The sequence below is a fragment of the Acidimicrobiales bacterium genome, from assembly GCA_035533595.1.
GTDB lineage: Bacteria > Actinomycetota > Acidimicrobiia > Acidimicrobiales > Bog-793 > DATLTN01.
The window spans coordinates 44,108-62,799 of the sequence record DATLTN010000005.1 but is presented as its reverse complement, the minus strand read 5'-3'; the positions used below and the strand labels follow the sequence as shown (position 1 = coordinate 62,799).

Below are 18,692 nucleotides of genomic sequence, written 5' to 3'. Positions count from 1 at the left end.
GGGAGAGCCAGGTGCCGTCGGTCGCTCGGACCTTGTTCGCGACGAGCACGTGGGTGTGGAGCTGTGGGTCCGAGGCCCGCGAAGTCCGATGGACGAAGCTCGCCGCGACCAGCCCGTCGGTGTCGACCTGCAGGACCCCGTTGTGGCTGCGGCGGGTGAATGCGGCGTGATCTTCCAGGAACGCCATCGAAGCCGCGACCGCCGCGTCGTGCGCGTCGGCGACGGACTGAGCGATCTCTGCATCACCGACGGCCCAGAGCACCGAGACCGTCTTCGGGGCCGAGAACGTGAGCGCGAAACCTGCAACAGCTCGCGGGTTGTCCGCCGAGAAGCTGCGACCGAGCGGGATCCCGTCGCGGGGATCGAGGCCGTGACCGAAGAGCCGCTCGAGGCCGAGCGCGGAGACCTCGTCGTCGGCGATCCCGAGCGCCGCGGCGCCGCGCCCGAGGAATCGGCCGGGACGCTCGGCGGCGAGCGCGTAGTAATCCTCTCGGCCGGTCGCGATCTCCTCGGCGTAGTAGCGCCAGGCCGAGGGGGCCATCGGCACGAGGCTCAGCACGGTCGCGACGCTCGCGTCGGAGGCTGCATCTGCGATGCAGAGGTGTCAAGTGCTGGGTCCACGAGGGTCAGTTATGACAGGCCAGAAGAGCCTTGTAAACGGCGGAATCTGAATCGGTAAGTCGTGGACAATAGGGGTCAAATGGCAGGCGGGGATTGTGAGCGGATCGGGAGGCGGTCCGAAGGGCGAAGAAGGCGAATCGAGAGGTTCGTGGGGGGTGGACGGAGAGATGAGATGGGAGTGGGGGCCGGCTCAGTACGATGAGGGCGTGAGCTTGCTCGACCGCATCACGACCGACCCGGCGATCTGCCACGGCAAGCCCGTGGTGCGCGGGCTGCGTTACCCCGTCGACTCGCTCCTCGAACTGCTCGCGTCCGGGATGACGATCGACGACGTCCTCGCCGACTACCCGGACCTCGAACGCGAGGACCTGCTTGCCGCGCTGGAGTTCGGCGCGCGTGCAGCGAGCCAGCGGACGCTGCCGCTCGGCGCGTGAAGTTCCTCGTCGACGCGCAGCTCCCGCCCCGACTCGTCGTCGTGCTCCGCGAAGCGGGGCACGATGCCATCCACACGACATCACTGCCGAACGGCAATGCCTCTACCGACGACGATCTGATCTCCCGCGCCGAGACCGATGATCGAGTGATCATCACGAAGGACCTCGACTTTCGGGACGGGCACCTGCTGCGGCGCTCGCCACGGCGCCTTCTCCTCGTCCGGACCGGCAACGTTACGAACGCTGTGCTCCTCGACCACGTGAACACGCACCTCGTCGAGCTCGTCGACGCGTTCGACGAAGCAGAGTTCGTGGAGCTCGGGGCAACCAGTCTGGTCGTCCACGACGTCAGACCGTAGGCCGCAGCAACCGTGGCCTTCGGGTTCTTCCGCTCGTGCTCCCCGAGAGCAGCGGTCAGTAGCGGTAAATGCGGGTCAATGAGCGAACAGTCAAACGCGTCGATTTGGGCTGGCGCGCCGGCATCGATATAGCCGCGCCGTACCATCAGAGGTGATGGCTCCTCGACGAGACTTCGGAGCGACCGGCATCGCTCGCCAGAACGCGGCCGTGTGGATCACGGTCGGCTGGTGGCTGACGCGGCTGCTGCTCCCGACCGCCGTCGTCTGCTTCGCGGTCTCAACCGCGATCGGGCTGCACGACCACGTCGTCGTCACGCCGAGCTTCTGGCTCCATCATCTCGGGGCGGGAGGCGCAGCCGGGTCGCTCCGGCATCTCATCGTGATGCTGGCGATCACCTTCGTCGGCATGACGCTCGAGTCGCTCGTCCTCTGCCGCGACGCGTTCGCCCGCAGGGAGCCGGCGGCCGCCATTGCGTCAGTGTTGGCGACCGCTCGGCGGCTCCTCCTTGGAACCCCGCGTGCCGAGCTGCGCGTGGTCATTCCGCTCGCGCCGCAAGCCGCGAGCCACCTCGACCGTGATCCGGACAGCGGCATCCTTCGACAGCTCCGCTCCGCCCTCTCGATCGCGCCCGTTGGTCCACCGGCGGGCCTGGCTCTCAGTTCGGACCCTCGGGGTCCCTTCGCACCGTCAGGTCATCAAGCGGAGGACTGCGCAGCCGCTTAGCGGCTCGGCCACCTCCGCTCTCAAAGTGGAGGTGGATCATGGAGCAGTTGCAGTTTCCAGAGTTGGTGGACATCGAGACCGTCGCGAAGCTCCTCGGTGTCGGCGAGCGGTACGTACGGCGGATCGTCGCGGAGAAGCGAGTTCCGATCGTGAAGATCGGGCACTACGTCCGGTTCGACCTCGCCGACATCCGCAATTGGGTCGAGCAGCAACGTCGCCCGGATGCGTCTTGAGGCCGATCCACGGCTTTGGTCATCTCCGACAGAGCAGCGTCGCGTCCCGAACTCGAGACACCCGCGCCGTAGCCTGAACTCGTGTCCAGCGTGCGGCAAAAGCCGAGTGGCCGTTGGGAGGCCCGATACCGCGACCCTTCGGGCCTACAGGTCGCCAAGACCTTCCCGACGAAGACCGCGGCGCGGCGCTTCCTCGAGCGGGTCGGCGCTGACAAGCAGCGGGGCGACTATCTCGACCCGACTCTCGGTCGAACGCGTTTCGACGACTGGGCTGGCGAATGGCTGGCGTCGACCGCGCACGTGAAGCCGAAGACCTACCAGGACTACGCCTCGATGCTGAAGAACCATGTCCTCCCGGCCTTCACCGGGAGACAGGTCGGCACCATCGACCAGGCACTCGTGCGGCGCTTCATCGCGGAACTGACGAATGCCGGCGCCGGAGCCGGCACCGTGCGAGCCGCAAGGAAGATCCTCCGGCTCGTGCTCGCGACGGCGGTGAGCGACGGAGCGCTCCGCTCGAACCCGTGCGATGGCGCCAGGCTTCCTCGATCGGCGAAGACCGAGATGCACTTCCTGACCGCCGACGAGGTGGCCACGCTGGCCGACGCGATCGCCAACCCACCGCTCCGACCCGGCGGGGGGGAGCACAGGCGAGCGACCTATCCCGAGCTCTCGCGGCTCGTCACCTTCGCTGCCTACAGCGGCCTTCGCGCCGGAGAGCTCGGCGCGTTGCGCATCCGACGCCTCCACCTGCTCGAGGGCACCGTCGAGGTCGCAGAGTCGGTTTCGGAGGTCACCGGACAGGGCCTCGTCTACGGCCCCACCAAGACCTACGAGACGCGACGGGTTCCGATCCCACGCTTTGTGTGTGAGCTCCTCGCCGAACAGGTCGGCGGCCGATCACTTGACCGGGACGCCCTCGTCTTCGGCGCGCCCGAGGGAGGGCCGCTCCGCCACAGCCTTTTCTACAAGCGGCACTACAAGCCGGCAATCGTCCGCGCTGGACTGCCGGAGGCGGTGCGCTTTCATGATCTGCGGCACACGTACGCCGCGATGCTCATCGCCGAGGGCGCACACCCACGGGCGATGATGGAGCGCCTCGGACACTCCTCGGTGACCGTCACGCTCAACACCTACGGCCACCTTCTGCCGGGGATCGATTCCTCGCTGACCGAGGCGCTCGACCGCGCTGGGCGGGCCGCGAAGAGCAGCCTCGAGAAGGTCTCGAACGTCACCGCGATGCGCCGGACCGGCGCTCGTCGTTGACCGTTGGAGCCCGAAAATGACCGTTGTGAGCGGTGAGTAGCCGCGAAAAATGTGGTCTGTTTGTGGTCTGTTTGTGGTCTGACCGAGTTACCCACAGGCTCAGCCGTCCCAAATACTGCCACTGAACAGCTCTTTTGTTGGCGCCCCCGGCAGGATTCGAACCTGCGACCCGCTGCTTAGAAGGCAGCCGCTCTAATCCACTGAGCTACGGGGGCATGCCGACGAGGCGGCTGCCAGCCCCGAGAGCGTAGGTCCCCGGCTGCTGCCGCCCGCAGCAAGACCGCCAGTCCTCGGCCGGGCCGGGAGGGCGGCACTACGGTCGCGGCGCCGCCAGCCGCGAGACCAGGGGTCGACTCCTTGCCGAAGATCCGCACCACGCACACCGGGAGCCTGCCCCGACCGGCGCCCCTCGCCGAGCTGCTCCTCGCCCACGAGCTCGGCGAAAACAGCCCGACCCTCCCCGCAACGGCCGCGGCGGCGGTCCTCGACGTGGTCCGCCGCCAGGCCGAGTGCGGCCTCGACCTCGTGAATGACGGCGAGCAGGCGAAGGCCGGTTACTCGACCTACATCCGCCACCGCCTCACCGGCTTCGACGGAGAGCCCCGCCAGACTCGCTTCTACCCCGACCGGGACCATTTCCCGGACTTCGACGCGCTCGTCGCCCGCCTCGACTCCTCGGCGCCGCGACGTCCGCCCAACCCGACCTGCTCGGGGCCGATCACCCTGAAGGACCCCACGGCGGTGCGACACGACATCGCCGAGCTGAAGGCCGCCGCCGCCGCAGCGGGCATCGCCGAGGAGCGCCTCTTCATGACCGCCGCCAGCCCCGGGGTGATCGCGCTCTTCCTCGCCAACGACTACTACCCGAGCCGCGAGGCCTACCTTGCCGCCCTCGTCGACGCGATGCGCGACGAGTACCGCGCGATCGTCGAGGCGGGTCTGATCCTGCAGCTCGACTGCCCGGACTTCGCGATGGCCCGCCACACCGTCACCTCCGCGCCCCTCCCGATCGAGGACTTCCGCCGCTACCTCGCCCAGTCCGTGGAGGCGGTGAACGCCGCCGTCACGGGCCTCGACCCGAGCCGGATGCGCCTCCACCTCTGCTGGAGCAACACCGAGTCCCCGCACATCTACGACGTCGAGCTGCGCGAGATCCTCGACCTCGTCCTCACCGCCGCGCCCGCGGGCCTCGTCCTCGAGGCCTGCAATCCCCGCCACGGCCACGAGTGGCAGCTCTTCGAGGAGGTGACCCTCCCCGACGACAAGTACCTCGTCGCCGGGGTGATCGACACCACCACGAACTTCGTCGAGCATCCCGAGCTCGTCGCGCAGCGGATCCGCAACTACTCCCGACTCATCGGCCCCGAGCGCGTCCTCGCCGGGACGGACTGCGGCTTCGGCACCTTCGCGGGCCGCGACCGGGTCGCCACCGGCGTCGCCTGGGAGAAGCTCGCCTCTCTCGTGCGCGGCGCCGAGATCGCCAGCGCGACCCCCTGAGGGGGCCCTCCGGCGGAGCTCGCCCGCCGGACGATGTGCCATGCTGGAAGCCGGTCCGGCCAGCTGGTCGGCAACCGCGGTGGCCGTAGCTCAGTTGGTTAGAGCGCCAGGTTGTGGCCCTGGAGGTCGGGGGTTCAATTCCCCTCGGTCACCCCAAATTTCGCACGGGGCGGCGCGTTCAGTCGCCGAGCCTTCGCAGCGCCGTGACCCTCGTGACCTGGGAGAGGTCCGCGAGGTCACCCTCGATGAGCCCCCCGATGTCGGAGAGCAGTTCCTCCTGGCGGGCCGGCGCGAGGCGCGAGAACTGGCTCGAGGACCTCAGTCGGTCGACGACCCCCTCGCGGCTCACGAAGTGCGGGTTCGAGATCTCCACCTCCTCGATGATGCGGAAACGCTCGGTCGCCGCCAGCACCTCGCGCCAGTCCAGGCCGGGCTTCTTCTCCGTCGTCTCGGTGTCCGCGACCTGCAAGAGCTCACTCAGGCGGCGCTGCACCGGGCTCGCCTCGCCGTTGCCGTTGAAGATGAGGAGGAGCTCGCCTCCGGGACGGAGCACGCGGGCGATCTCGGCGAGCGCCGCCTCGGTGGCGAACCAGCGGAAGGACTGCCCGCAGGCGACGATGTCGACGCTCGCGTCCTCGAGCGGCATCGACTGTGCGGTCGCGTCGATGAGCTCGGTCCCCGGCAGCACGCGGGCGAAGGTCTCGCGCATCGCGGGGAGCGGCTCGACGGCGATGACCCGCGCCGGGGAGCCGACGAGCAGGCGGGTCAGCTTCCCGGTGCCCGCCCCGAGGTCGACGATCGTCGAGGAGCCGTCGAGGGGTCGCAGCGCGTTGATCCAGTCGAGCAGCGCGGCAGGGTAGCCGGGGCGGCCCCGCTCGTACTCGTCCGCGGCGTTGTCGAAGGCGTTGGCGTGGGGGTGGACGACCATCGGCTCATCATGCCCACCCGGGCCCCTCGACGGGGTGCCGAGGGCGCGTCAGCGCCCCTGGCCGCGTCCTCCACCACCGCGCGGGGAGGAGTTCTGGCGGGGGCGGGCGGTCGCCGCGCCCACCCGACCGACGGGCGCCGGGCCCCGGCGACGGCGGCGCGAGGCCGCGGAGCGCGGGCCGGGCGCTCCGCCGCTGTAGGGGGCGGCGGAGTGGCTCGGCGCAGGGCCCTGATGCCTCGGGGCCACGGCCTGCACCGGCCGCTGCGGGGCGCGCGCCGAGGGGTCGGCAGGCGGGGCGTCGATCAGCGAGGTCGCGAGGTTGAGGCGCTGGCGGAGCTTCTTCGACGCCGTCTCCTGCTCGCTCGTGACGAGCGAGACGACGCGGCCAGCGAGGCCGGCGCGCCCGGTCCGACCGGAGCGGTGGATGTAGGTGTCCTCGTCCTCCGGCGGGTCGTAGTGCACGACGCAGTCGACCTCGTCGACGTGGATGCCGCGCGCCGCCACATCCGTGCCGACCAGCACCTGCGCGCTGCGGTCACGGAACTGCGCGAGCGCACGGTCCCGTTGGGCCTGTGAACGGTCGCCGTGGATCGGGACGGCGATCAGTCCGGCCTGGCCGAGCTGGCGGGTGAGGCGGTCGACGCCCCGCTTGGTGCGGCAGAAGACGATCGAGGAGTAGTAGGGGGTGACGAGGCGCGCGGTGAGCGTGGCGCGGTCCTCGCGCGAGGCGCGCCAGAACTCGTGCGAGCGCGAGCCGATGTCGTCGGTGGCCGCGTCGAGCACGTGGCGGCGCGGCGACTTCTGGTAGTCGCGGATCAGCCGCTGCACGTCGCCGGCGAGGGTCGCCGAGAAGAGCATCGTCTGGTGGGCGCCGCGGATCTCGCCGAGGAGGCGGCGCACCGGGGGGAGGAAGCCCATGTCCGCCATGCGGTCGGCCTCGTCGATGACCACGATCTCCACCTCGGAGAGGTCGAGCGAGCGGCGCTCGAGGAGATCGATCATCCGGCCGGGGCAGCCGACGGCGATGTCGGTGCCCCGCGCGAGCGAGGAGAGCTGCTCTTTGAAGCCGACGCCGCCGTAGTAGGTGGCGACCCGGCGCCCCATCACCGCGGCGAGGGGGCCGAGCTCCTTCGCGATCTGCGCGGCGAGCTCACGCGTGGGCGCGAGCACGAGGGCGCGCGGGCGGCGGGGCTGGGCACGCGAGACGCGCGCCGCGATCGGCAGCGCGAAGGCGAGCGTCTTGCCCGAGCCGGTCGGCGACTGGGCGCAGATGTCGAGGCCCTGCAGGGCCTCGGGGAGGGCAGCCGCTTGGATCGGGTAGGGCTCGAGGATCTCGAGCTCGGCGAGGCGGGTGGCGAGGACCGCGGGCACGCCGAGGTCGATGAAGCTGCTGGACACAATTCACTCCGGATTTGGGGCGCGCGAGCGCCCGGTTGAGGTGGGGCGCGACAGGTCCCTAAAGGCTCTCCGGTTGACCGGCAGGGCCGATCACTGCGTCGCAGCAGCGGAGGATGGCCGCCGATGGTGTTCGGGGCCCACCGGTGCGGACACCGGCGATCGGTCGAGCCACCCTGAGGTGGACGAAGAAGACCTCTACAGGGTAGCCGATCCGCGCCGCTGACCTGCGCCAGCCGGAAGCGGGCCGCCTCGGGAGGGCCGCGGGCCGCCCGAACGGACCCTCAGGCAGAGGCCACGTCGGGGAGGAAGTAGCCCTCCACGAGCTCGAGCCAGACCTCCGAGAGGCTCGGGAAGGCGGCGACCGCGTGGCGCAACGTGGTGAGCGGCACGCCGCCGGCGATCGCGATCGTCGCCCCGTGCAGGAGCTCCGCGGTGTCGCTCCCGACGAAGGTCGCGCCGACGATCGTCTCGCGCTCGGTGTCGACGACGAGCTGGCAGCGTCCCGTCAGCTCCTCGCCCCAGATCGCCGCCGCGGCGACGCTCTCGAGCGGGCAGCTCACGACGCGCGCCGCGATCCCCTGCTCGCGGGCCGCGGCCTCGGTGAGGCCCACCCAGGAGACCTCGGGGTCAGTGAAGACCACCCCGGGGGCGATCCCGTGGTCGGCGACGTCCTCGATCTCGTCACCGCAGATCGTGTCCACCGCGACGCGCGCCTGGTACTTGCCCATGTGGGTGAGGGCGGCGCGCCCGTTGACGTCGCCGATGGCGTACAGCCACTCCCCCTCCACGCCCCGCGCCCGCAGGTGGTCGTCGGTCTCGAGCGCGCGGCCGACCGCGAGGCCGACCGACTCGAGGCCGATGCCGTCGACGCGTGGCCTGCGCCCCGCGGCGACGAGGAGCTCCTCGGCGACCTGCTCGCTGCCGTCGTCGAGCAGCGCCCGGAAGGGGCCGTCCCCCTCGCGTCCGACCGAGGCGAGGTGGGCTCCGGTGCGGACGTCGATGCCCTCGGCGACGAGGGCCTCCTTCAACAGCTCGCCGGCGAAGGGCTCGGCCGCGGCGAGCAGCCGCTCACCGACCTCGAGGAGGAGGACCGACGCGCAGCCGAGGCGGAACCAAGCCTGGGCCATCTCGACGCCAACGGGACCGCCGCCGAGGACGATCAGCGACGCGGGCACCTGTTTCGCGGAGGTGATCTCGCGGTTGCTCCACGGTCGCGCCTCCGCGAGGCCCGGCACCGGTGGCACGGCGGGAGCCGAGCCGGTGGCGACGATCACCGCCCGCCGCGCCTCGAGCTCGACCTCTCCGCCTGCGGGCGTCGTCACCGCCACCCTGCGCACGCCTGCGAGCCGCCCCTCGCCGCGCACGAGGGTCGCTCCCACCGAGGCGATCCACTCGACCTGGCCGTCGTCGTGCAGGTCCGAGGTCATCCAGTCGCGCCGCGCCAACGCCGCCTCGGCCGAGAGCTCGCCGGTCACCGCCTCGCGGACCCCCGGCACCCGGCGCGCCGTGGCGAGCACCGCGCCCGGTCGCAGCAGGGTCTTGCTCGGCATGCAGGCGTAGTAGGAGCACTCGCCACCGGCGAGCTCGGCCTCGACGAGCGCCACCGAGAGGCCGCGCTTTCGCAGGCGCCCTGCGGCGTGCTCGCCGGTGGGTCCCGCGCCGAGGATGACGACGTCATAGGTGTCGGTCATGGGCCCTCCCGCTAGAGGCCGCCGCCGCGGCCGCGGCCGACGTTATCGGCCGGCAGCGGGCGGTCGACTACGAGCCGTAGCGGCGGGTGAGCACCTCGAGGTTGTGGCCGTCGGGGTCCGAGAAGTAGAAGCCCCGCCCCCGGTCGCGCACGTTGATCTCCCCCTCGCGGTGGTGGCCCGGGTCAGCGAAGTAGGCGATCCCCTCCGCCTTCACCCGCTCGAAGATCGGCTCGAAGTCGTCGTCGTCGACGAGGAAGGCGTAGTGCTGGGAGCGGATCTCCTCGGCGTCGTCGTAGTCGAGCGAGACACCGTTCGCGACCTCGACCGTCACGAAGTGGCCGAAGGTCCCCGGCGGGTCGAGGCCGAGCACCCTCGTGAGGAACGTCGCCCCGGCCATCTTGTCGCGGCTGTGCACGATCGTGTGGTTGAGCTGGACCGCCATCGCCGACCCCCTTGTCTCACGGTGAATGCTACGACGCTCCCGCCCGCCGGGCACCGGCGCCCGAGAAGGTGGCGGGGCGCGGCGCGACGTAGCGTGGGCGGGCCGGCGGCAGCGCGCCGCGGCGGAGGAGCACGATGCACACCGAGCCGGCCACCGAGGAGCCCGTCGGGCTGCGGCGCGCGCCCCTCAACTCCGCGCTCAGCGAGTTCGGGACGACGATCTTCGCCGAGATGTCCGCCCTCGCTGTGCGCACCAACGCCATCAACCTCGGCCAGGGCTTCCCCGACACCGACGGGCCACCCGAGGTCGCCGAGGCGGCGATCGCGGCGATCCGCTCCGGCCGCAACCAGTACCCGCCGGGGAGGGGCGAGCCGGAGCTGCTGCGGGCGGTCGCCGAGCACCAGCGCCGCTTCTACGGCCTCGAGTTCGACCCCGACCGCGAGATCCTCGTCACCGCGGGCGCCACCGAGGCGGTCGCCGCCGCGATGCTCGGCTTGTGCGAGGCGGGCGACGAGGTGGTCGTCTTCGAGCCCTACTACGACTCCTACGCGGCGACGATCGCGATGGCCGGGGCGCGCCGGCGCGTCGTCCCCCTCACCGCCCCGGACTGGTCCTTCGACCCGGCGGCGCTCGCGGCGGCGGTGAGCGACCGCACCCGCCTCCTGCTCCTCAACTCCCCGCACAACCCGACGGGGAAGGTCTTCAGCGAGGCCGAGCTGCAGGAGATCGCCCGCGTCTGTGTCGAGCACGACCTCTACGCGGTGACCGACGAGGTCTACGAGCACCTCGTCTACGAGGGACGCCACATCCCGCTCGCGAGCCTGCCGGGGATGGCGGAGCGGACGGTGACGATCTCCTCGGCGGGGAAGACCTTCTCCTTCACCGGCTGGAAGGTGGGGTGGGCTTGCGCCCCCGCCCCCCTCCTCGACGCGGTGCGCGCCGCCAAGCAGTTCCTCACCTACGTGAGCGGCGCCCCCTTCCAGCCGGCGATCGCGGTCGGCCTGGCCCTCGGCGACGCCTTCTACCGGGAGGCCGCGGCGTCGTTGCAGGCGCGCCGCGACCTGCTCGCGGAGGGCCTCTCCGCCCTCGGCTTCTCGCTCTGCCGGACGGAGGGCACCTACTTCCTCACCACCGACATCACCCCGCTCTACGCCGGCGACGGGGTCAGCTTCTGCCTGGAGCTCCCCGAGCGCTGCGGGGTCGTCGCCATCCCGAGCAGCGTCTTCTACGACGACAAGGTGCGCAGCCGCTCCCTCGTGCGCTGGGCCTTCTGCAAGCGCCCCGACGTCCTCACCGAGGCGCTCGGCCGCCTCGAGGGGCTGACCCGCTCGTGACGGGCGGCGGGGCGACGCTGCGCCCGCACCTCCTCGACGGCACCTACGAGCTTTTCCGCCACCACTTCGGCAACCGCGGCCGACCGACCGGCGGCCCCCTCGGCGGGGTGCAGGGCGTGCTCGTGTCGGTGCTCGCGCTCTTCTCGAGCGGGGTCACCCACCTCGGGGTGGCCACCGACCACGTCATCGAGTCCTTCCGCAACGACCTGTGGCCGACCTACAAGGACGGGAGCGGCGTCCCCGAGGAGATCACCTCGCAGTTCGTTCCGCTCGAGGAGGCGCTCACCGCGCTCGGGGTGGTGGTCTGGCCGATGGTCGAGCTCGAGGCCGACGACGCCCTCGCCTCCGCGGCGACGACCGCCGCGGCCGACGCTCGCGTCTCGCAGGTGGTGATCTGCACCCCGGACAAGGACCTCGCGCAGTGCGTGAGCGGCTCGCGCGTCGTGCAGCTCGACCGCCGCAGCGGCGTCGTCTCCGACGAGGCAGGGGTGATCGAGAAGTTCGGGGTCGCGCCCGCGTCGATCCCGGATTGGCTCGCCCTCGTCGGGGACAGCGCCGACGGCTTCCCCGGCCTCCCCGGCTGGGGGAAGCGGAGCGCAGCGGTCGTCCTCTCCCACTACGGCCACATCGCGGCGATCCCCGACGCGGCCCACGACTGGCCGCCGGCGTTGCAGCGCGCGGCGCGCGGCGCCGAGAAGCTCGCCGCCACCCTCGCCGAGGGGCGGCCGCTCGCCGAACGCTTCCTCGATCTCGCGACACTGCGCATCGACCCGACGATCCTCGGCGACACCGAGTCGCTCCGCTGGCGGGGGCCCACCTCCGAGCTCGCCGGCTGGGCGGAGCGCCTCGGCAGCGCCGAGCTCCTCCCCCGCGCCACCCGTCTCGCCGCCTCCCGCTGAGCGCACCCGAGCATCCCCGGTCCGAGGGCGACCGCTCGCTACGTTCTCGCTGTGAGCACGGCATCCCCGGGCGGCCCTCCCGAGCCCCCCGGCGTCGAGCGGCCGACCGAGGGGCAGGTCGCGTGGGGCCTCCCCACGCTCGGCGAGCACCGCTGGCCCGCCTCGCTGGCGGTGGCGGTCGCGATCGTCTTCCAGCTCCTGCTCCCCGACAAGGTGGTGCGGGGCCTCGGCCCGCACTTCCTCCTCCCCTCGGTCGAGGGGGCGCTGTGCCTGCTGCTGCTCGCCATCAACCCGGGGCGCATCACCAAAGAGGAGCAGCGCCTGCGGGTGCTCGGCATCGCCCTCATCGCCCTGATCAACCTCGCGAACGTCGTCTCGCTCCTCGAGCTGATCCACGCGCTGTTAGGCAATGGGCGCGCGCTGCAGGACGGACGCGGACTCGTCGAGGCCTCCCTCCCGGTCTGGTTGACGAACATCATCGTCTTCGGCCTCTGGTACTGGGAGCTCGACCGCGGCGGCCCCGCGGCGCGAACCCTCGCCAGCCACCCTCGACCGGACTTCCTGTTCCCGCAGATGTCGACGCCCGAGTGCGCGAGCTGGTGGACGCCGAAGTTCTACGACTACCTCTACACCTCGTTCACCAACGCCACCGCCTTCAGCCCGACCGACACGATGCCCCTCACCGGCTGGGCGAAGCTGCTGATGGCGGTGCAGTCCCTCGCCTCGCTGCTCACCGTGGCGGTCGTCGTCTCGCGCGCCGTCAACGTGCTGTAGCCCGCGCCCGGGAAGTCCTCCTCGGCGGCGCGATGCTCGCGGGGTGCGCCCCCGGTCCCTTTCGAGTTGGCCATGTGGTCATTGGTAGGCCATCTGCGAAGGGCACTCGGAGGGTTCGCACGCTTTCGGGCGCACGAGGGTACGGGTGAGCCTGTGCAGGAATCGGCGCGGCCGCGGCACCAGCAGCTCGGGCGTGAGCCAGCGCCCCTACTCGCGCTCCCGGCAGTCGGCTTGCTCGCAGTCGCCTGCGGGGGCTCTCCCACCTCGGCAGTGGCGATCATCGGTTCGACGACGACATCCCGCGGCACCCCGACGGCAGGTAATAGCGGCCCACCCCCGTCGCCTGACATGCAGAAGGCGCAGCTCTCTTACGCAACGTGCATTCAGACCCATGGTGTGCCCAAGTTCCCGGACCCACAGCCTGGCGGCGGGTTCCCGAACGGCACGCTGTAAGACATCGACCAGACCTCTCCGCAGTTCCTCACCGCGGATTGCGCGGCAAACGCGGGTGCCGCCGGGATGGCACCACCGACACAGGCAGGGCAGGTGGCGCACCTTGCAGCCATGTTGAAGGTCTCTGAGTGCATGGAAACGAACGGCCTCCCGAACTTCCCCGATCCGGATGGCGAAGGCGGCTCGGGGATCTCCAAATCCACGAGTCTCGGCATCGACACGCCGGGCTACGCGAAGGCGGCAAGAAAGTGCGGCGCGCCGCCCGGCGCCGCCTCCTCGGAAGGGTGGGTGAGGACATAAGCCGCGCCCGCTCCCTCCTCGCCGCAGCTGTCCTCTCCGCGGCGCTCGGCTACACCGTCGACGCGGCGCCGACCCTCCACAGGTCGTCGGGGGCGGCCCACGCCGGGCGGGTGCTGCTCGGCCCGCAGGCGATGGGCCCGCTCGCCTTCGGGAGCGGTGAGGCGGGCGCGCTCACGATCCTGCAGCGCCTCCTCGGGGCACCGCGCAGCGGCCCCACCTACGACAACGAGGGTGGCTGCGGCACCTTCGAGGTCGCGAGCTGGCCCGCCGCCGAGGTCTTCTTCCAGCGGGGGCGCTTCGACGGCTACCAGGCCTACGGGGAGCACGGCACCACCTACACGACGGCGCGGGGACTGCTGATCGGCGACACGGTGACGGCGGGGCGCGCGCTTTATGGGACGGCCTTCGAGACCTCCTCGGCCCAGGGTGGCTCGTGGTCGGTCACGTCGGACGCCGGCTCGCTGATCGGCTACCTGAGCGGCCCGCCCGTACCGACGGGGCCGGGCGACCGCATCACGAGCATCGCCGCCGGCTACCTCGGCTGCCCCGCGATGACGCCGTAGTCGGTGCCACCGCGAGTGGCCGCGATCGCCGAACTGCTCGTCAAGGAACGGGAGGCGCTCCTCGCGAGCATCGCGAGCCTCACTGCCGACGTCGCCGAGGTGGTGGCGGCCGCCTCGGGCTCGAACGGCGACGACGAGCACGACCCCGAAGGGGCGACGATCGCTTTCGAGCGCGCCCGCCTCGCGACGCGCCTCAGCGACGCAGAGCATGCGCTCGCGGGAGTGGAAGGGGCGATCCGGCGCCTTGCGGAGGGGAACTACGGCCGCTGCCAGCGTTGCGCAGCGCCGATCGGCGAGGAGCGGCTGCGCGCCATCCCGGCGACTCAGTTCTGCATCAGGTGCGCTGCCCTGTGCACGCCTCGTGGACCGCTGACGACCCTCACCTGACTGTCCGAGACGAGTGATCGCCTCAGCTTGGGTGTCCGAGCCACCGGGTCAGGCTCCATGGCCCCTCAGGGCAATCGTCGGATGTTGCCGAAAGTGGGAGCGCTGGCGCTCTTCTCATGACGACACCTGGGACACGAACGCACCCCAAGTGCGACCGCGTCGCAATGTGCGTAACTACTTTCGAGCCGGGAGAATGGGTTCCGAAGGAACGGAGAAGCGATGCACAAATTGGGCGAGTCGAACAGCTGGAACCCGTTCCCTCCAACCGAAGCGACCGAGGACGCCGAGCACCGGGTCGCCGCAAATCGTGCAATCGGCATTTCGGCAATCGGCTTGGCGATCACGGGCGCGGTCGAGCTGACCGTTGCGGTGTTGAGCGGTTCGGTCGGCCTGCTTGGTGATGCGCTGCACAACCTCTCCGATGTCTCCACCTCGCTCGTGGTGTTCATCGGCTTCCGCTTCTCGCGACGCGCGGCAACACCGGATCACACCTATGGCTTCGACCGCGCCGAGGACCTCGCCGGGGTCGGGGTGTCGTTTGCGATCTGGGCAAGTGCCGTCTTCGCCGGGATCGTGAGCGTTCACAAGCTCACCGAGCACGGCCGAACCTCCCACTTCGCGATCGGCATGATCGCCGCAGGCGTTGGCATCGTCGGCAATCAGGTCGTCGCTCGCTACAAAGGCAAAGTCGGCAAGCGAATCCATTCCATGACACTCATGGCGGACGCCAAGCATTCCTGGCTCGACGCAATCTCGTCGGCTGGCGCGCTGGGCGGTCTCGCAGCGACCGCGGCCGGAGTCCACTGGGCTGACGGCCTCGCCGGTCTATTCATCACCGCCTTTATCGTGCACGTCGGATGGGAAGTCACATCCGAGGTGGTCGGGCACCTCATGGACGGTGTCGATCCGGAATTGGTGTTGCACGCGGAGACAGCGGCCCTCGATGTCGCTGGTATCGAACACGTCCACGTTCGCGCTCGCTGGTCGGGCCGCGCGCTGCTCTTTGACATCGAGGGCTTCATCCCGGCCACCTCGACACTCGACTACGCCGAAGCTCTCGGTCGACGGGTCGAACGTGCCGTCGTCGCGGCGGTGCCCGAAACCCGTGCGGTGCTGTGGTCACCGCACGTCTTGTCAGCTGAGCAGTAGCTCCGAATCGAGTCGCGAAAAGTTTGCCGGAGATCATTAGAGGGGATCTCCCCCGGCCTCGGCCATGCAAGAGTGACTCCGTGCCACAAACAGCGATACTCGCAGCGGATCGTGCGATTCTGCTGCGCCATGGCCGTCGCCTTGAGTACGCCACCCTCGCCTGGAACGTCGTCGGGCTCGTTGTGTTGGCCATCGGCGCGATTGCGGCACGCTCGGTCGCGCTGGCGGGCTTCGATCTCGACAGTCTGATCGAGATCGGCGCGTCGACGGTGGTGCTGTGGGAACTGGCCGACGTTGCCGAAGAACGGCAGCGCCGGGCGATGCGGCTGATCGGCTCGTCGTTCGCCGCGCTCGTCATCTATCTCGCGATCCAGAGCACGCTCGTGCTCGTCGCTGGTTTCCACCCGCGCCACAGCCCCCTCGGGATCGTCTGGACAGCGGGCACCGCGGCGGCGATGTTCACTCTCGCCGCGGGCAAGGCGCGCACCGGTGCCGCACTCGGCAATACGGTGCTACAAACCGAAGGCCGCGTCACCATGGTGGATGGCATTCTCGCTACGGCCGTGCTCGTCGGACTCGTGTTGAACGCCGCCGCGGGTTGGTGGTGGGCTGACCCAGCTGCCGGTTACGTCCTCGTCTACTACGGCGCGCGCGAGGCTTGGGCAGCGTTCAAGCACTGACCACTCGGAAGATCTCCGCGTCGCTCGCGCCATTGCCCCGATCAGGCAACTGGATCCAGCGTGCCTCCAGCACCTCGTATCGACCTCCGGGGACGTCGACGTCTGCTCTTCGAAACCCGGCGCGATGACGCAGCCCATGATGAATCACTACTCCGCAAGGTCTCCGAGCGATCGTTGACGTTGCGCGTGCGCTGATCGCCAGCGTGGGTACGCAGGTACGCCTTGAGGTAGCTGGCGGTAAAGGCGCGTAGCCCCGAGCGCCTCGTCGTACGAGAGCGTTGTCGGGTGGGTCGTACCCTTCTTGGCGAGCACGAGCCACACGCCGCCTGAGTCGGAATGGTGGGTGCGCAACCAGGCTCGCCATTCCCCAATGCTGGCGACGACGAGCTCTGGGGATTCCACCGCTCGCGGGTATCGCTTCAGTGTCGGTACGAGCCGCAGGCGGCGCCCGCCACAAATCACGTCGCTGGGCCGCAGGCCGCTCGCTTCACCGGTGCGGAGCGTTCCCCCACGCGACACGCGTATGCAGCCGGCCGGCGTGAACGGGGAAGTCGCCCACCGAGCGGGTCACACCGAGGTCACAGTCGCGACCTCGGTGGGACATTTCCGTCATACAACTGTCTCGAAAGCTCGACAGGGAGACAGAAGATGGAAGGTCGACGAGCGGGACGGAGGGAGCGGACGGCGCGCTGTCGCCGATCCGGCGGCCTCGCTTTCGCCGTCACGGCGATCGCCCTCGGGCTCGCCGCGTGCGGGGGCACGGGTTCGGGCGCCCCCTCGGTAGCCAACGTCTCGACAAGCATCGGTGCCACCGCCCGCGCAGCGGTCGCGCCGAAGACGAACGCGGCACAGTCACTCGTCGAGTGGGCGACCTGCATGCGCGGCCACGGCGATCCAAGTCAGCCAGACCCAACGATCGACTCCCATGGGGTGATCAACATCGCCATCCCGGGCTCCGCCGGGTCGCTCTCCAACGCAGTCCACAGCGGGACCGCTCCATGCAACGGGTATCTCGCCGCGGCATCGTCGGCTCTCCGTGCCGGGGCGAGAGACCTGACGCCGCCGAACCAGGCGTCGCTCGTGCAGTACTCCCAGTGCATGCGGGCCAACGGCGTCCCGAACTACCCCGACCCCGGCACGGGCGGCCGAATGAACTTCAACGGCACCGGCATCGACCTGAACAGCCCGTTCTTCATACGAGCCAATGCCATCTGTGGCACCAAGATCCACGCGCCGTCGTGGTGGATTAGCGGCGCGGGGCCACCGGGCGACATTTCGGTGCAGAGTGGCCCGATGTGCGGGACCTCGGTCTGCTCCCCGTCCGGCGCCAACCGGCCGCGGCGAGACGCGACGACGCCGAGCACCGGTGGCTGACGCTCACCTCAGGCCGAACACCGTCCTCGCTGGTCGCTGACCCTCGCTCGGCACGCCGCAAGCCGACCGAGCGAAGTGCAGGAACCATCGCCCCTTCGGGCAATGCACTCAGATACTCAGCGAACCGCGGGGACAGCGAGAGACCCATAGCGGTCGCAGGTGAACGCCGCACTCGAAGGACGGCACGTCGAGCAAGAGAGCTCAGCGCCGACAGCTCACGGCAACAGCTCGACGAAGCCCTCGGTGCCGTGAACGCGGATCATCTGCCCGTCCGGGATCAACGTGGCGTGCTCCACGCCCACGACGGCCGGGAGGCCGTACTCGCGGGCGATCACGGCGCCGTGCGTCATCAGTCCGCCTACCTCGGTCACCAGGCCCTCGATGGTGACGAACAGCGGCGACCAGCTCGGGTCGGTGAACGCCGTGACCAGGATGTCGCCCGGCTTCAAGTCGGCTTGCTCGATATCGAGGATCACTCGGGCCCGCCCCTCGATCGTCCCGGCGGACACCGGCACGCCAACCAGCGCGCCCGCCGGCACGTCCTCGCGTCGCTAAGCGCCCGTGATCGCTTCGCCTTCGGAGGTGAGCACGCGCGGCGGCGTGAGCGCGCGGTACGAGGCGAACGCGTCCTTGCGCACACGGATGAGCCCGCCGTCGACCTCGCGCGTGCGCGCCGCATCCTCGATCTCGGGGAAGGTGAGGAAGAACACGTCCTCCGCCTCGCGGAGCACGCCCGCCTGCACCAGCCGCTCGGCCCCGCCGAGCAACGCCCGCTTGTACAGGAGGTAGCGGCTGACCATGCCGTTCGGATACTCGCGGTAGCCGATGAAGGTCCGCATGTGGTCGATCACCTGCTTGGTCTCGTCGGCCTTGACGCCGCCGTCGGGCAGCGCCTGCAGGCGCTCGAGCCCCTCGCGCTCGGTCGCCTCGGCGGCGACGCGCCCCTGCGCGAAGCGACGCGCCCCCTCGCGCGCCCCGAAGTTCTCGATGTTCGCGAGCATCACCGGCACCAGCATCGACGGCTGCTCGCTCCAGCGCGGTTCAATCCGCGGTGCCGAGCACGCCCGCGGGCCGAGCAAAGCTTCGGCGCTGCAGCGGCGATCCTTCTCCGGGCGGTAGCGGCGCACGCCCTGCGGCGAGATGGGGACCGCTCGTCGCCGCTCGGGCGGGCTCCCCTCGAGCGATA

Annotated in this window: 21 protein-coding genes and 2 tRNA genes; 15 read left to right on the top strand and 8 right to left on the bottom strand. The window is 70.4% G+C overall.

Annotated elements, in window-relative coordinates; all coding sequences use genetic code 11:
- Positions 1-559: MobF family relaxase (mobF, locus tag VNF07_01250; protein ID HVB04864.1), on the bottom strand; the 559-nt coding region annotated here is incomplete at its 3' end.
- Positions 560-827: 268 nt separating this feature from the next.
- On the opposite strand from mobF, the gene VNF07_01245 reads away from it, so the two are divergent.
- From VNF07_01245 to VNF07_01225, 5 genes are all read left to right on the top strand, one after another.
- Positions 828-1,055, top strand: a complete 228-nt coding sequence (locus tag VNF07_01245) for a DUF433 domain-containing protein (GenBank protein ID HVB04863.1) — start codon at positions 828-830, stop codon at positions 1,053-1,055.
- Positions 1,052-1,414, top strand: coding sequence for a DUF5615 family PIN-like protein (locus VNF07_01240; GenBank protein HVB04862.1), 363 nt, complete (start codon positions 1,052-1,054; stop codon positions 1,412-1,414). Before VNF07_01245 ends, VNF07_01240 begins: the two co-directional genes overlap by 4 nt.
- A 154-nt stretch (positions 1,415-1,568) precedes the next feature.
- The gene (locus VNF07_01235) at positions 1,569-2,138 is read left to right on the top strand and encodes a hypothetical protein (protein HVB04861.1); all 570 of its coding nucleotides are present in this window, start codon (positions 1,569-1,571) and stop codon (positions 2,136-2,138) included.
- Positions 2,139-2,176: 38 nt separating this feature from the next.
- On the top strand, positions 2,177-2,371 hold the full coding sequence (locus tag VNF07_01230) for a helix-turn-helix domain-containing protein (GenBank protein HVB04860.1): 195 nt from the start codon (positions 2,177-2,179) through the stop codon (positions 2,369-2,371).
- Between the two features lie 81 nt (positions 2,372-2,452).
- Positions 2,453-3,637, top strand: coding sequence for a site-specific integrase (locus tag VNF07_01225; protein HVB04859.1), 1,185 nt, complete (start codon positions 2,453-2,455; stop codon positions 3,635-3,637).
- 138 nt (positions 3,638-3,775) lie between these two features.
- On the opposite strand, the gene VNF07_01220 is transcribed toward VNF07_01225, so the two are convergent.
- Positions 3,776-3,852 (bottom strand) — tRNA-Arg (locus tag VNF07_01220).
- 142 nt (positions 3,853-3,994) lie between these two features.
- On the opposite strand from VNF07_01220, the gene VNF07_01215 reads away from it, so the two are divergent.
- Both VNF07_01215 and VNF07_01210 read left to right on the top strand, forming a co-directional pair.
- Complete coding sequence (locus VNF07_01215; protein ID HVB04858.1) at positions 3,995-5,134, top strand: cobalamin-independent methionine synthase II family protein; 1,140 nt, start codon at positions 3,995-3,997, stop codon at positions 5,132-5,134.
- Between the two features lie 79 nt (positions 5,135-5,213).
- Positions 5,214-5,290, top strand: a tRNA-His gene (locus VNF07_01210).
- 22 nt (positions 5,291-5,312) lie between these two features.
- Here VNF07_01210 and VNF07_01205 read toward each other — a convergent pair.
- The 4 genes from VNF07_01205 to VNF07_01190 all read right to left on the bottom strand — a co-directional run bounded on the left by VNF07_01205 (position 5,313) and on the right by VNF07_01190 (position 9,593).
- Positions 5,313-6,062 (bottom strand): class I SAM-dependent methyltransferase, encoded by a 750-nt coding sequence (locus tag VNF07_01205; GenBank protein HVB04857.1) that lies wholly within the window; start codon positions 6,060-6,062, stop codon positions 5,313-5,315.
- A gap of 48 nt (positions 6,063-6,110) precedes the next feature.
- Positions 6,111-7,460: a DEAD/DEAH box helicase gene (locus VNF07_01200; GenBank protein HVB04856.1), complete on the bottom strand. Its 1,350-nt coding sequence runs from the start codon at positions 7,458-7,460 to the stop codon at positions 6,111-6,113.
- A 281-nt stretch (positions 7,461-7,741) separates the two neighbouring features.
- On the bottom strand, positions 7,742-9,151 hold the full coding sequence (locus VNF07_01195) for an NAD(P)/FAD-dependent oxidoreductase (GenBank protein ID HVB04855.1): 1,410 nt from the start codon (positions 9,149-9,151) through the stop codon (positions 7,742-7,744).
- A gap of 67 nt (positions 9,152-9,218) precedes the next feature.
- The gene (locus tag VNF07_01190) at positions 9,219-9,593 is read right to left on the bottom strand and encodes a VOC family protein (GenBank protein HVB04854.1); all 375 of its coding nucleotides are present in this window, start codon (positions 9,591-9,593) and stop codon (positions 9,219-9,221) included.
- Positions 9,594-9,727: 134 nt separating this feature from the next.
- Here VNF07_01190 and VNF07_01185 point away from each other — a divergent pair, with 134 nt between their 5' ends.
- The 8 genes from VNF07_01185 to VNF07_01150 all read left to right on the top strand — a co-directional run bounded on the left by VNF07_01185 (position 9,728) and on the right by VNF07_01150 (position 17,506).
- Positions 9,728-10,927 (top strand): pyridoxal phosphate-dependent aminotransferase, encoded by a 1,200-nt coding sequence (locus tag VNF07_01185; GenBank protein ID HVB04853.1) that lies wholly within the window; start codon positions 9,728-9,730, stop codon positions 10,925-10,927.
- Entirely contained in the window at positions 10,924-11,826 is a 903-nt protein-coding gene (locus VNF07_01180; GenBank protein ID HVB04852.1) for a 5'-3' exonuclease H3TH domain-containing protein, read from the top strand. Before VNF07_01185 ends, VNF07_01180 begins: the two co-directional genes overlap by 4 nt.
- Positions 11,827-11,877: 51 nt before the next feature.
- Entirely contained in the window at positions 11,878-12,600 is a 723-nt protein-coding gene (locus VNF07_01175; GenBank protein HVB04851.1) for a hypothetical protein, read from the top strand.
- A 737-nt stretch (positions 12,601-13,337) separates the two neighbouring features.
- Positions 13,338-13,916 (top strand): hypothetical protein, encoded by a 579-nt coding sequence (locus tag VNF07_01170; GenBank protein HVB04850.1) that lies wholly within the window; start codon positions 13,338-13,340, stop codon positions 13,914-13,916.
- 15 nt (positions 13,917-13,931) lie between these two features.
- A complete protein-coding gene (locus tag VNF07_01165) occupies positions 13,932-14,303 on the top strand; it encodes a TraR/DksA C4-type zinc finger protein (GenBank protein ID HVB04849.1) in 372 nt (123 codons plus the stop codon).
- 219 nt (positions 14,304-14,522) lie between these two features.
- Entirely contained in the window at positions 14,523-15,452 is a 930-nt protein-coding gene (locus VNF07_01160) for a cation diffusion facilitator family transporter (GenBank protein ID HVB04848.1), read from the top strand.
- An 80-nt stretch (positions 15,453-15,532) separates the two neighbouring features.
- Positions 15,533-16,132, top strand: coding sequence for a cation transporter (locus tag VNF07_01155; GenBank protein ID HVB04847.1), 600 nt, complete (start codon positions 15,533-15,535; stop codon positions 16,130-16,132).
- A gap of 930 nt (positions 16,133-17,062) precedes the next feature.
- Positions 17,063-17,506: a hypothetical protein gene (locus VNF07_01150; protein ID HVB04846.1), complete on the top strand. Its 444-nt coding sequence runs from the start codon at positions 17,063-17,065 to the stop codon at positions 17,504-17,506.
- Between the two features lie 215 nt (positions 17,507-17,721).
- Here the strand turns inward: VNF07_01150 and VNF07_01145 are convergent, their stop codons facing one another.
- Both VNF07_01145 and VNF07_01140 read right to left on the bottom strand, forming a co-directional pair.
- Positions 17,722-18,045 carry a PEP-utilizing enzyme gene (locus VNF07_01145; protein ID HVB04845.1) on the bottom strand — a complete coding sequence of 108 codons (324 nt, stop codon included), beginning with the start codon at positions 18,043-18,045 and terminating at the stop codon, positions 17,722-17,724.
- A gap of 12 nt (positions 18,046-18,057) precedes the next feature.
- The gene (locus tag VNF07_01140; GenBank protein HVB04844.1) at positions 18,058-18,633 is read right to left on the bottom strand and encodes a hypothetical protein; all 576 of its coding nucleotides are present in this window, start codon (positions 18,631-18,633) and stop codon (positions 18,058-18,060) included.
- Between the last annotated feature and the right edge of the window lie 59 nt (positions 18,634-18,692).